The organism is Brachybacterium sp. HMSC06H03, assembly GCF_001807385.1.
Lineage (GTDB): Bacteria > Actinomycetota > Actinomycetes > Actinomycetales > Dermabacteraceae > Brachybacterium > Brachybacterium conglomeratum.
In genome coordinates this window covers 1-11,415 of sequence record NZ_KV788653.1, presented here as the reverse complement: position 1 = coordinate 11,415, position 11,415 = coordinate 1, and the positions used below count along the sequence as shown (strand labels likewise).

At 71.6% G+C, this 11,415-nt stretch carries 12 protein-coding genes; 4 read left to right on the top strand and 8 right to left on the bottom strand.

Annotation, left to right across the window (positions count from 1 at the left end; genetic code table 11):
* Positions 1–247 precede the first annotated feature (247 nt).
* Complete coding sequence (gene soxR, locus HMPREF3159_RS01515; RefSeq protein ID WP_070499316.1) at positions 248–754, bottom strand: redox-sensitive transcriptional activator SoxR; 507 nt, start codon at positions 752–754, stop codon at positions 248–250.
* A 105-nt stretch (positions 755–859) separates the two neighbouring features.
* On the opposite strand from soxR, the gene fdxA reads away from it, so the two are divergent.
* A complete protein-coding gene (fdxA, locus tag HMPREF3159_RS01510; protein WP_010551989.1) occupies positions 860–1,189 on the top strand; it encodes a ferredoxin in 330 nt (109 codons plus the stop codon).
* A gap of 58 nt (positions 1,190–1,247) precedes the next feature.
* On the opposite strand, the gene HMPREF3159_RS01505 is transcribed toward fdxA, so the two are convergent.
* Genes HMPREF3159_RS01505 through HMPREF3159_RS16935 form a run of 3 tightly spaced genes read right to left on the bottom strand, consistent with a single transcriptional unit; the run spans position 1,248 to position 2,509 of the window.
* On the bottom strand, positions 1,248–1,913 hold the full coding sequence (locus tag HMPREF3159_RS01505; protein ID WP_070499314.1) for a hypothetical protein: 666 nt from the start codon (positions 1,911–1,913) through the stop codon (positions 1,248–1,250).
* The gene (locus tag HMPREF3159_RS01500) at positions 1,910–2,302 is read right to left on the bottom strand and encodes a hypothetical protein (RefSeq protein WP_070499313.1); all 393 of its coding nucleotides are present in this window, start codon (positions 2,300–2,302) and stop codon (positions 1,910–1,912) included. Before HMPREF3159_RS01500 ends, HMPREF3159_RS01505 begins: the two co-directional genes overlap by 4 nt.
* 15 nt (positions 2,303–2,317) lie before the next feature.
* Positions 2,318–2,509, bottom strand: a complete 192-nt coding sequence (locus HMPREF3159_RS16935; RefSeq protein ID WP_141748022.1) for a hypothetical protein — start codon at positions 2,507–2,509, stop codon at positions 2,318–2,320.
* Between the two features lie 17 nt (positions 2,510–2,526).
* Between HMPREF3159_RS16935 and HMPREF3159_RS01495 the strand changes: the two genes are divergently transcribed.
* Together HMPREF3159_RS01495 and HMPREF3159_RS01490 are read left to right on the top strand one after the other, a co-directional pair.
* Entirely contained in the window at positions 2,527–2,808 is a 282-nt protein-coding gene (locus tag HMPREF3159_RS01495; protein ID WP_070499312.1) for a hypothetical protein, read from the top strand.
* 545 nt (positions 2,809–3,353) lie between these two features.
* Entirely contained in the window at positions 3,354–5,240 is a 1,887-nt protein-coding gene (locus HMPREF3159_RS01490; RefSeq protein WP_070499310.1) for an HNH endonuclease signature motif containing protein, read from the top strand.
* Between the two features lie 17 nt (positions 5,241–5,257).
* Here the strand turns inward: HMPREF3159_RS01490 and HMPREF3159_RS01485 are convergent, their stop codons facing one another.
* Positions 5,258–5,644 (bottom strand): barstar family protein, encoded by a 387-nt coding sequence (locus HMPREF3159_RS01485; RefSeq protein ID WP_070499308.1) that lies wholly within the window; start codon positions 5,642–5,644, stop codon positions 5,258–5,260.
* Positions 5,645–5,855: 211 nt separating this feature from the next.
* Here HMPREF3159_RS01485 and HMPREF3159_RS01480 point away from each other — a divergent pair, with 211 nt between their 5' ends.
* The gene (locus HMPREF3159_RS01480) at positions 5,856–6,260 is read left to right on the top strand and encodes a MerR family transcriptional regulator (protein WP_141748021.1); all 405 of its coding nucleotides are present in this window, start codon (positions 5,856–5,858) and stop codon (positions 6,258–6,260) included.
* A 116-nt stretch (positions 6,261–6,376) separates the two neighbouring features.
* Here the strand turns inward: HMPREF3159_RS01480 and HMPREF3159_RS01475 are convergent, their stop codons facing one another.
* From HMPREF3159_RS01475 to aceA, 3 genes are all read right to left on the bottom strand, one after another.
* Positions 6,377–7,858 (bottom strand): Hsp70 family protein, encoded by a 1,482-nt coding sequence (locus tag HMPREF3159_RS01475; protein ID WP_070499306.1) that lies wholly within the window; start codon positions 7,856–7,858, stop codon positions 6,377–6,379.
* A 114-nt stretch (positions 7,859–7,972) separates the two neighbouring features.
* Complete coding sequence (gene aceB / locus HMPREF3159_RS01470; protein ID WP_070499304.1) at positions 7,973–9,658, bottom strand: malate synthase A; 1,686 nt, start codon at positions 9,656–9,658, stop codon at positions 7,973–7,975.
* A gap of 154 nt (positions 9,659–9,812) precedes the next feature.
* Entirely contained in the window at positions 9,813–11,150 is a 1,338-nt protein-coding gene (gene aceA, locus HMPREF3159_RS01465) for an isocitrate lyase (RefSeq protein WP_070499302.1), read from the bottom strand.
* Positions 11,151–11,415: the final 265 nt, after the last annotated feature.

Sequence of the window (11,415 nt, the reverse complement as noted above, 5' to 3'; positions counted from 1 at the left end):
GTCGTAATCGAGATCGGGAAGCGTGTACTCCGCCATGATCAGTCCTTCCTTTCGTCGAACCCCGCCGGTCCGCCCGACGAGCAACAGCTCGACCATAGAACCTCAAGTCCACTTGAGGGCAAACCGGGGCGTCATACTTCGCCATCAGCGGACGGCCGTGGACTGGCGCGCGACGGCCCGGCGGCCGATGCCCCGCACCCGGCGGCCGTCTCGCGCGACTGCGCGGCGTCGGCCGCCCGCCCCGCACTCACGCCCGCTCGTCGTCGCCGCGGTCGTCTCCTTCGTCGTCCTCGATGGGGTTCTCGAGCCGGCGGGGCCCGGCGCCGGTCGCGGCGAGCGCGTCATCGGGGTTCAGCAGCGCGCAGGCCTTCAGCGAGAGGCAGCCGCAGCCGATGCAGCCGGTGAGCTCGTGCTCGAGCCGCTCGATCGCGCGTCGACGCTCCTCGAGGGTGCGGCGCCAGCGGCGGGAGGCCCGCTGCCATTCGGCGTGGGAGGGCGTGCGGTCCATGGGGACGTCGCCGAAGGCGGCGCCGACGTCGGCCAACGGGATCCCGAGGCGCTTGGCGACCGAGACCAGGGAGACGCGGCGCAGCATGTGGCGGGCGTAGCGGCGCTGGTTCCCGGCGGTGCGCACCGAAGCGATGAGCCCGAGGTCCTCGTAGTAGCGCAGGGCGCTCGCGGCGACGCCGGTGCGTCGGCCCATCTCGCCGATGGTCATGAGCTCCTCAGGCTCGTGGGGCGCATTCACGAGCATCCTCTCCCTCCGCCTTGAGCTCAAGTGCACTTGAGATCCTACGGTGCTCACAGCACCGCGGGAAGAGCCCGCACCGCCCCACCTCTCCTGGGAGGACCGCCTCCGATGACCTACGTGATCGCCCTGCCCTGCGTCGACGTGAAGGACCGCGCCTGCGTCGACGAGTGTCCCGTCGACTGCATCTATGAAGGCAGCCGGATGCTCTACATCCAACCGGACGAGTGCGTGGACTGCGGCGCCTGCGAACCGGTCTGCCCGGTCGAGGCGATCTTCTACGAGGACGACACCCCGGACGAGTGGGCGGAGTACTACAACGCCAACGTCGAGTTCTTCGACGAGCTCGGAGCGCCCGGCGGCGCGGCGAAGATGGGCGTCATCGAGAAGGACCACCCGCTGGTCGCGGCGCTGCCTCCGCAGGAGAACCCGCTGGAGTGAGGTCAGGCTGCCCGGCGTGATGCCTCGGAGCGGGCCCGGCGGGGCGCTCGTCGCGCGCTCAGTGTTCGTCCTGTCGGGCCCTGATCCTCTCTAGATGTCGTGCGAGCTCGGCATCGGTCGCGGCCCTTCCCGGCAGGTCCCTGAACCCGGCCTGCGCGAAGGTCCCACCGCCATCCGCCTCGGGACGCCACCAGACCCCTGACTCCTCGAGGCGCAGCAGGGCGACGGTGCGCTTCCCGATCACGCGGGTGGTGAGGCCTCGATCCAGGTACGCCGTGGCCATGGTGACCGCGGCATCGCCCTCGCCGTAGTCATAGCCCTCCGGGCACCCCACCGTCCAGGGGCCGATGTCGACCTCGATCTCGTCCTCCTCGTCGACGGGCTCCTCGGCGCATCGGACGACGACCGGCAGCTCCGCCGCGGCATCCGAGGTGAGCGTGACGTCACCGCCCTCTCCGACATGACGGGCCACCTCGGCGGAGCACCGCGAGAGGATCGCCGCCGCGACGAACTCGCGGCTCGTCTCCGCATCTGGCCGTCCGACGAGGACGACCCCGGTGTCGGGCAGACGCACACGGGGCTCTCTCCTCAGTTTGGCCAGGATCTCCTGCACGACCCAGGCGACGGCAACTCCTGCGAGGCCGAGGATCAGCATGACGAGCAGAAAAGGTGCGAGCACGATGAAGAGCACGGCGTTGCCGAGCCCGGCGAGCAGCCGCCTCACGCCAGCTCACCTGCCGCCCGCCCAGGCCGCGCACGGAACGTCCACGCAGGGCGCTCCTGCACCCCGAAGGGCCAGCCCGGGCGCTCCCGGATGAGCTCGAACCCCAGCCCGCGGATCTCCTGGCGGAACCCGCGATACTCGGCCTCCAGCTGCTTCGCGAGGTCCGGCGCGACGGGTGGAGGCTTCTCGAGGAAGTACTCGCCGTACGCGCCCTCCATCTCCTCACCCCATGCGTGGATCCGAGCGACGAGATCGGCGGGCAGCAGCTCCTCGACGTCCGGCAGGTCGTCGCCCTCGGTGTCGGCCGACCAGTCCAGCAGCACCGCGTAATCCCACATGAAGCGGAGGCGGCACGGGGCCTCCCCTTCTGCCCGTCGCAGTGCGTTCATCCCTGCTCCTGGTCGTCATCGACTCGTCCCGAGCTCGGCGCACCATGGCGCCCCGGCCCGTTCCAGCGGAGTGTACTGCCCTCCGCGGGCCACGAGCACGTTGCGCACCTGCGCAGGCACCGCCTGACGCACCTTCTCGGGTCCGAGAGCCTTCGCCGTGCCCGGCAGCTCTGCGAGCACGTGCGGCACCCGGAGCAGATCGCGCACCCCTCTACGATGCGTGCATGGACGACGCCCGTCCGCCCCGACGCGGGCGGCGCTCCCCCGGCGACCTCTCCCTCGCCCTCGGCCTGATCGCGCTGCTCTGCGCCCTGATCCCGCTCATCGGCGACGTGCTCGCCGTGCCGCCGGGCCTCGCAGCCGCCGTCCTGGGATATGTCGGGGTCAGCCGTCACGACCGCGGTCTCGAGCACCGCGCCCTGCCCGCCTATGCCGGCGCGGGACTCGGCGCGATCGCACTGCTCCTCGTGGCGGTCTCGCTCATCGCCACGCACGACACCGCCTGAGGCCGACGGGACGGCCCCGACCTCCGGCCACCCCGCGAGTCGCCGGGGCGGGTGGGGTGCGCTCGCGCGGACCGGTTCGGCATGCTCGCGCAGCACTCACCGTCACCTCGTACGTCTGTGCGATTGAGGCGCTGCGGAGACTCGACCGTTTCCCGGGTGACACCATCGTCGATACACGAAAAGCAATCTCCGGGCGCGTGTCTCGGATTCTTTCCCAACCGATGACGACGACCGTTCCTGCTTCGTGAGCAGTGCGGCCCCTCCGAACCCCACTCCTCTCTGGCTCTCGCGCGAAGACTCCCCCGCAGCCCTGACATTCGCCATCGGCCCAGGCGAACAGAACCATATACCTGAAGCACCGCCCGTCGGAGCAGCTCGTCGACCGCGCATTCCTGACGCACCTCCGCCGCTGCCGCAGCATCCGGACGGGGTTGCCCTCCCCACCGTTCCTCCACACGCCCTGCTTTTCCACATTCTGTGCACAGCTGTGGATGGGTTTCTAACGGACTCTTCCCTCTATCCAACTGACATGCGATACTGGTCACATGACAGAGGATCCGCAGCGACGCGACGACACCGGGGAGGCCGACGACGGCCACCGTCCGGTGCACGACGTCTCGCCTGCGGACGATGCCGCCGAGGGCGCGCCGGTGCCGGCGGACGTACCTGTGCGCGTGGAGGAGAGAGCGGTCCTCGTCGGAGAGGTCGACGTCGCGGCGGCCCGGACAGCCCTCACGACGCTCGGCGTGCAGGGCTCCCCGTCGCTCGACCGCCTGTCCGTAGCAGAGACCAAGGCGCTCCTGTCGAGCATCGTCGGGATCGAAGCTGCTCTGGACGCGGTGCGAGCCCGTGCGCTGGTGCGCCTCGAGGCCGCGGTGAAGGAGGACTGCCTGCAGCGCGAGGAGAGCCCGCGACAGGCGATGCAGGTCGCCCGCTCCGAGGCGTCGCGGATGCTCAAGGAGTCGCGGTCCGTGGCCGGTCGGAGCCTGGCGACCTGCCGTCGACTGGTCCAGAGCATGCCTGGCATGCTCACCGCCCTGGCCGAGGGCACGCTGAACCCCCGCTCGGTGCACACCGTCGGCTCGGCGATGGGGCCGGTGCCGCCGCACGTGCGGGAGATGGTCGACACGATGCTCACCGCACAGCTCCCCGACCTGCAGGGCTGCGGCACCCGGGAGATCTCCGACCACGTCGCGCGGATGCTCCATGCGCTGGATCCGGAGGGTGCGGCGGAGCGCCACCGTCGGGCGATGAACGACCGGCACGTCACGATCACCCGCGAGGACCACGGCATGGCCTCCGTGCGGGCACTGATCCCGGCGATCGACGCCGCCCGGATCCGGAAGGGACTGTCCGTCGCGGCGGAGGGAGCCCGCGCCGCCGGCGACCGGCGCGGCCACCAGCAGATCATGGCGGACATGTTCGCCGACGCCCTGGTCGGCCGGGGCGACGGCATCGATCCGACCACCCTGGACATCGGGATCATCATCACCGACCGGTCCCTGCTCGCCCCGGCGCACGCAGACGCTGCGACGATCGAGGGATTCGGACCCGTCCCCTACGACCACGTCCGCGAGGCGATGCTGCGGGCCCTGGACTCCGGGAACCAGGACACCGACCTCGCCCTGACGATCCGGACGCTCTACGCCGACCTCGACGACGGCCAGCTCGTGGGGGTCGAGGCAAGGTCCAGAGCCTTCCCCGCCTCCCTGAAGCGCTTCCTCACGCTCGCCCACCAAACCTGCCGTGCACCGTTCTGCAATGCCCCGATCCGCCAGATGGACCACATCGTCCCCTGGTCGCAGGGCGGTGCGACCAGCCTCGACAACGGCAACGGCATCTGCGGCGGGGACAACCAGAAGGAGGAGTCCGGAGAGAGCGTCCGCGTCATCCACGACGAGGACGGGACGCGGCGCACGGTCGAGTGGAACACCCGCTACGGCCAGAAGGCACGGCGGGGCGGCATCAACTTCGACCCGGTCGGCACCTACCGACGGCAGCGCCGTCGTCAGCTGGCGGAGTCCGGGATCGCGGACCTGCCTGCGCCTCACACCGCAGGCTCTTCCGCCCATGCCCGCCCTGCTCTCCCCGCAGCCACCGCACTCGACGGCGTCCCGCTGTCCGCTGCCGAGACTCCTCCCGTCGTCGAGGGCTCCCTCGAGTCGGCGACCTCGCCCGTCGCATCGGCCCACGGCACCGGAGCGACTGGAGAGGAACCAGCGTTGGACGAGGGCTCGTCGGCGAAGGGATGGTCGACGATCTACTGCGCCTTCGACCGCCTGCAGCTGCGGATCACGGACCTGCCGATCATCCGGCCCCGCCCTGCCAGCGACGGCGTTCTCGTCCTGCTGGACGACATGGCCAGGGGCAGTGCTCCGAGACCGTCGCAGCCACCTGGACCTACGGACGCTCCCGAGCCCCCAGCGCACTGATCCGGAGACCGCACAGATCAGGCGAGGACGAGTTCGATCCGGGGATGGTCCGCGAACACCTCGAGCACCGTGTCAAAGTACGTCGGCCCGCCCTCCGCCTCCAGCCGATCCAGCTTCCGACGCGCGATCGCCTGATCGAAGCGGGGATCCTCGAGCTTCGCCAGCAGCTGCGCACGCGTTTCCTCCACGCCGAGCGTCTCCGCGGACGCGGCGTGCTCCGCCCAGATCACCCGCGCCTCCTCCGTGTCATGCAGGGCGCCGTAGCCGCCGCGGAGCATGTCGTCCAGCGCATCGAGGCTCGGCCCGAGCCGCCAGTCCTCCCCGGCCATGAACACCCTGTTGATCTCGTCGTAGAACGAGGGGATGTCGCGGATGCGGCGGCCGTCGAGGCGCAGGGTCAGCATGGGGTCAGTCTCTCCCGAAAGCGTCGATCCGCTCGGCCCGCCCTCTGCCGGCCCGAGCTCCGCCTCCTTCAGACCGCGACCGGGCCGCGCCCCCTGCGCCGAGAGGGCGCCTCACCGGTGTCGACGGTGCGAGGGCATCACATTCATGTCATTTATCGCGACACGCCCTGACCTGCACGATCTGACGGCGACTCGGACATACTGTGGCGCCATGACCGCTGTTGACACCCGTGTGAACCCTGCTGTGAGCACCGGTGCTCCCGCACGCTTCGGCATCGGCGAGCTGTCCGCGCGCACCGGCGTGAGCGCCCGCTCGCTGCGCTACTACGAGGAGCAGGGCCTGCTGACCCCGGCCCGCACCGCCGCCGGCCACCGACGCTTCGACGCCGAGGCGGTGGACCGCGTGCTGCTCGTGCAGCGGCTCTTCGCCGCCGGCCTCACGAGCACCGAGATCGCACCGCTGCTGCCGCCGCTGCTGGGGAGGTCCGACGGCGCGGCCGACGGGATCGACTCGCTGCGCGTCCACCGCCGCGAGCTCGAGGGACGGATCGCCCGCCTCCGCGACACGGCGGAGATCCTCGACGAGGTGCTCGAGGAGTTCCCCGGCGCCCGCTGAGCGCGCCCGGACCGGAACGCAGATGTGCCCCGACTCGCGGGGCCGCGCCCGGACCCCGGTGTGGAGGGACGGTCAGCGCGACTCTGCCGAGCACCGTTCCGCATCTCCCGCCGCCGTCACCCCCGTCGGGCGAGGCCGTACTCCCGGCTGAACCCGCTGTCCAGGTCCGTGATCCGCAGCGTCACCGCACCGGAGGGGTGCAGCTCGTAGCGCTCCTCGATGCGGGGCCCGCCCTCGCGGCGCGTCACCTCCACCTCGGCGAGCGCCGCCTCGTCGAGCGAGCGCAGCGCCGGGTCGAAGGGGAAGAGCACGTCCGCGAACGGGACCAGGTCCCCGCGCGGCTCGCCGCTCGCATCCAGCGCCGCATGCTCCACGACGCGGAACCAGCCCAGGTCGTGCGCGGCGGTGTAGCTCCGGGTCACGGTGGTGGCGCCGCTGGTCGGCAGGGGCGCGTCGGGGGTGAGGACCTGGTCGAAGGAGACCCCCTCCCCCGCTCTGACCTCGCGGAACACGCCGATGCCGCGGGAGAGGCGGTCGGCGAGGGTGACGCCGGAGTCCGGGTCCGCGGCGATCGCGAGGCCGATAGCGGTCGAGGCCGCCGGGTACGGGGACCGGTGCACGCGCCTGCCGAAGCGCTCGCGCAGCATCCGCCCCACCAGCGGCAGCCCGGACCCACCGCCGGCGAGGTAGATCCCGGCGATGCCGGACTCGGCGTCGAGCTCGCCCACCAGCGGGGCCATGACCTCGAGGGTCCGCTCGATCAGCGGCGCGGCCGCGGCGTAGAAGTTCTCGACCGGGAGGATCACGGGGTCGTGCTCCTCGCCCAGGTCGATCATCATCCGACGCGTCTGCGACAGCAGACGCTCCTTCGCCGCGCGGCACTCCTCGCGCAGCGCGTCCACGGCAGGCGCCCCGAGCTCCTCCACGGTCAGCCCTGCCCGCTCCAGCACCAGCTCGAGCAGCACCTGGTCGACGTCGTCGCCGCCGAGGCGGTTGACGCCGTGGCTGCCGAGCACGGCGTGCCCGCCGCCGTCGGCCTCCACCAGCGAGCTGTCGAAGGTGCCGCCGCCGAGGTCGTAGACCGCGATGCGGGTACGGCGCGCTGTGAGGCTGCGGGACTGGTGGTGGGTGTATTCGAAGCCGGCCGCGGAGGGTTCGTTGAGCAGGGCGACCACGTCGATGCCGGCGCGTCGGAAGGCCTCGAGCGTCATGATCCGCTGGGCGGAGTGGGCGTGGGCGGGGACGGAGGCGGCGACCTGGCCGACCGGGACCGGCAGCGCCTCCCGCACCGCGGTGAGATAGGCGGTCACGAGGTCCAGCAGCAGGTGCTCGCGCCCGCCGAGCCGGACCGTCGTGCCGGGGTGCGTGTCCGGGTCGCCGAGCAGCCGCTTGAAGGAGCGCAGGTGCGGGGCGCCGACGCGGGCGGCGCGCTCCGCCTCGAAGCCGTGGACGAGACGCCCGTCGACCTCGGCGATCACGGAGGGGAAGTGGGCGTGCTCGTCCCCGTCGGGGTCGGTGAACGGGAGGACGGGATAGTTGCCGCGGTCCACGCCCGCCGCGATGGTGCGGGTGGTGCCCATGTCGATGCCGATGCGCATGGCCTGAACATAGCCGGGTCGGCGCACGGGTGTCCGATCTGCCCGGAGCGCTCGACCGAGCACCCTCCGGACCTCACCCGTGCGCCGACCCGGCGCACCGTCACCTCCTGTCCATCACGCCAGGTGGCGCTCGTACGCGCCGTTGGTGAGGAAGGCGGGGAACTCCTCGCCGAGGACCGCCTCCTTGAGCAGCTCGGCCGCCTCGGGGATGCGGCTGCCCTGCTCGGTGTCGAGCTCGAGCACGGCCCGGTCGATGAAGTACTCGACCCGCTCCCGCGTCACCGGCATGCCCTCGTCGGTGAGCATCCCCTGGGTGATCCACTGCCACAGCTGCGAGCGGGAGATCTCCACGGTCGCCGCGTCCTCCATCAGGTGGTCGATCGCGACCGCGCCCGAGCCGCGCAGCCAGGCGTCCAGGTACCGCAGGGACACGCGGATGTTCTGTCGGATCCCCTGGGCGGTGATGGCCCCGCCCTCGACCTCGAGGTCGAGCAGGTCCTCGGCGGTGACCTGCACGTCCTCGCGCAGCCGGTCCACCTGGTGCGGCCGCTCGCCCAGGACCGCGTCGAACTCGGCCTGCGCGGCGGGCACCAGGTCCGGATGCGCCACCCAGGTGCCGTCGAAGCCGTCGCTCGCCTCGCGCTGCTTGTCCTCGGCGACCATGACCAGCGCCTGCCGCGTCACCTCCGGGTCCCTGCGGTCGGGGATGAAAGCGCTCATCCCGCCGATCGCATGAGCGCCGCGGCGGTGGCAGGTCGCCACCAGCAGCTCGGTGTACGCCCGCATGAACGGCACGGTCATCGTCAGCTGCGAGCGGTCCGGGAGCACGCGACGTCGGCCCCGGTCGCGGAACATCTTGATGATCGAGAAGAGATAGTCCCAGCGCCCCGCATTCAGCCCCGCGCAGTGATCGCGCAGCTCGTAGAGGATCTCCTCCATCTCGAAGGCCGCGGGCAGGGTCTCGATCAGCACGGTCGCGCGGATCGTGCCGTGCTCGATCCCGAGCCGGCGCTCGGCGGTGGCGAACACCTCGTCCCACAGCCGCGCCTCGAGATGCGACTCGAGCTTGGGCAGGTAGAGGTAGGGGCCGGAGCCGCGCTCGATCAGCTCGCGCGCGTTGTGGAAGAGGTACAGCCCCGCGTCGACCAGCGAGGCGGAGGCCCGCATCGAGCGGCCGTCGGCCCGCACCCAGCGCAGATGCTGCTCGGGCAGGTGCCAGCCGCGGGGCCGGAACACGATCGTCGCCGTCTCCTCGGCCAGGCGGTACTCCTTGCCGTTCTCGCCGGTGAAGTCGATCTGCCGACGGATCGCGTCGTGCAGGTTCAGCTGACCGTCGATCACGGCGTCCCAGGTGGGGCTCAGCGCGTCCTCGTGGTCGGCGAGCCACACCCTCGCCCCGGAGTTCAGGGCGTTGATCGTCATCTTGCGGTCGGTGGGGCCGGTGATCTCGACGCGTCGGTCCTCGAGGCCGGGCCCGGGTCCGGCGACGCGCCAGCTGCGGTCCTCGCGGATCGCACGGGTGGCGGGGAGGAAGTCGAACATGGCCCCGCCCGCGATGGACTCCCGGCGCAGGGTGCGGGCGGTGAGCAGCTCGGTGCGTCGGCTCGCGAAGCGGTCGTGCAGCAGGGCGAGGAAGTCGAGCGCCTCCGGGGTGAGGATCTCCTCGAAGCGGGGCCCCAGGGGGCCGACGACCTCGAGGCGTCCTCGCGGGGTGCTCCGGCCGGGGGCCGACGGGTCGTCCGAGGTGCCGGCGGCGGGGCGCTGCTCGGAGAGGGGACGGCGGTAGTCGATGAGGGTCATGGCGAGGTCCTTCCGGGACACGTGGCTGGTCAGGATGGTCGAAGGGGTCCGGCGCGGGGTGGCGGGCCGAGGGGACGGGTCAGGTGGACGCTGGTTCTTCGCCCGGGGGCGGCGGGGTCTCCGCTCGCGGCCCCGGGGACGGGGCCGACGGCGCTCAGTGGAACTGGGCCGTCTCGGTGGAGCCCGCGAGGGCGAGCGTGGAGGAGGTGGGATTCAGGGCGGTGGCGACCCGGTCGAAGTAGCCGGTGCCCACCTCGGCCTGGTGGCGATGGGCGGTGAAGCCGTGCTCGGCGGAGGCGAACTCCGCCTCCTGCAGCTCGACGAAGGCGCTCATCTGCCGGTCGCGGTAGCCGCTGGCCAGCTCGAACATCGCGTGGTTCAGGGAGTGGAAGCCGGCCAGGGTGATGAACTGGAAGGCGTAGCCCATCGCGGCGAGCTCGCGCTGGAAGCGGGCGATCTGCGCATCGTCCAGGTGCCGCTTCCAGTTGAAGCTCGGCGAGCAGTTGTAGGCGAGCTTCTGGTCCGGGAACCGCGCGTGGATCGCCTCGGCGAAGCGTCGGGCGAGCTCGAGGTCCGGGGTGGAGGACTCGACCCACAGCAGATCCGCGTACTCCGCATAGGCCAGACCTCGCGCGATGACGGGCTCGATCCCGGGGGTGACCTCGTGGAAGCCCTCCGCGGTGCGCTCCCCGGTGAGGAAGGGCCGGTCGCGCTCGTCGACGTCGCTGGTCAGCAGGGTCGCGGCGAGCGCGTCGGTGCGGGCGATGATCACCGTCGGGGTGCCGGAGACGTCCGCGGCGAGACGGGCGGCGTTCAGGGTGCGCACGTGCTGGGAGGTCGGGATGAGCACCTTCCCGCCCAGGTGGCCGCACTTCTTCTCGCTCGCCAGCTGGTCCTCCCAGTGCACGCCCGCGGCGCCCGCCTCGATCATCGAGCGCATCAGCTCGTAGGCGTTCAGGGCGCCGCCGAAGCCGGCCTCGGCGTCGGCGACGATCGGCGCCTGCCAGTTGCGGCTGGTGGTGCCGGTCTCGGCGAACTCGATCTGCCCGGCGCGCAGCAGCGCGTTGTTGATCCGGCGCACGACGGAGGGGACGGAGTTGGCGGGGTAGAGCGACTGGTCGGGGTAGGTCTGGCCGGAGAGGTTGGCGTCGGCCGCGACCTGCCATCCGGAGAGGTAGATGGCCTTCAGTCCGGCGCGGACCTGCTGGACGGCCTGGTTGCCGGTGAGCGCGCCGAGGGCGGAGATCCAGGAGCCGGGGTCCTCGTCGTTCTCGCGGATCATCTCCCAGAGCCGCTCGGCTCCTCGCCGGGCGAGGGTGTGCTCCTCGCGGACGGGGCCGGTGAGGGAGAGGACGTCCTCGGCGCTGTGGTCGCGGCGGACCCCCGCCCAGCGCGGGTCGATCTCCCAGTCGCGGGCGAGCTCCTCGGCGGTCATGGTCGGGTCCCCGGGGCGGGTGGTGCTGCGCGGGGCGGAGGGGGTCGGGGTGGTCATCGTCGGCTCCTCGGGCTGCTCCGGCGGCCGGTGGGGCTGCCGTCCTCGACGAATTTCGTCGAGTGGTCACACTCTTGCCGCTCCAGAGCCCCCTCAGAAGGCCCGATCCGGAAGAACTTCCGCCATATTTCTGTTCTTCAGAAGTTATCTGTGTCACTCTGGCTCGCATGACCGCTCAGCCCCGCACCTCCGGCCGACGTCCCGACGACGCCGCACGACGGCCCGCTGCCGGCGCCCCCGGCTCCGGCACGGGCGGGCGCCGGCC

Bases quoted from the DNA above. Each gene is read 5' to 3' on its own strand.
- soxR (WP_070499316.1), bottom strand. From the start codon at position 754: ATGCTCGTGAATGCGCCCCACGAGCCTGAGGAGCTCATGACCATCGGC.
- fdxA (WP_010551989.1), top strand. From the start codon at position 860: ATGACCTACGTGATCGCCCTGCCCTGCGTCGACGTGAAGGACCGCGCC.
- HMPREF3159_RS01500 (WP_070499313.1), bottom strand. From the start codon at position 2,302: ATGAACGCACTGCGACGGGCAGAAGGGGAGGCCCCGTGCCGCCTCCGC.
- HMPREF3159_RS01495 (WP_070499312.1), top strand. From the start codon at position 2,527: ATGGACGACGCCCGTCCGCCCCGACGCGGGCGGCGCTCCCCCGGCGAC.
- HMPREF3159_RS01490 (WP_070499310.1), top strand. From the start codon at position 3,354: ATGACAGAGGATCCGCAGCGACGCGACGACACCGGGGAGGCCGACGAC.
- HMPREF3159_RS01485 (WP_070499308.1), bottom strand. From the start codon at position 5,644: ATGCTGACCCTGCGCCTCGACGGCCGCCGCATCCGCGACATCCCCTCG.
- HMPREF3159_RS01480 (WP_141748021.1), top strand. From the start codon at position 5,856: ATGACCGCTGTTGACACCCGTGTGAACCCTGCTGTGAGCACCGGTGCT.
- HMPREF3159_RS01475 (WP_070499306.1), bottom strand. From the start codon at position 7,858: ATGCGCATCGGCATCGACATGGGCACCACCCGCACCATCGCGGCGGGC.
- aceB (WP_070499304.1), bottom strand. From the start codon at position 9,658: ATGACCCTCATCGACTACCGCCGTCCCCTCTCCGAGCAGCGCCCCGCC.
- aceA (WP_070499302.1), bottom strand. From the start codon at position 11,150: ATGACCACCCCGACCCCCTCCGCCCCGCGCAGCACCACCCGCCCCGGG.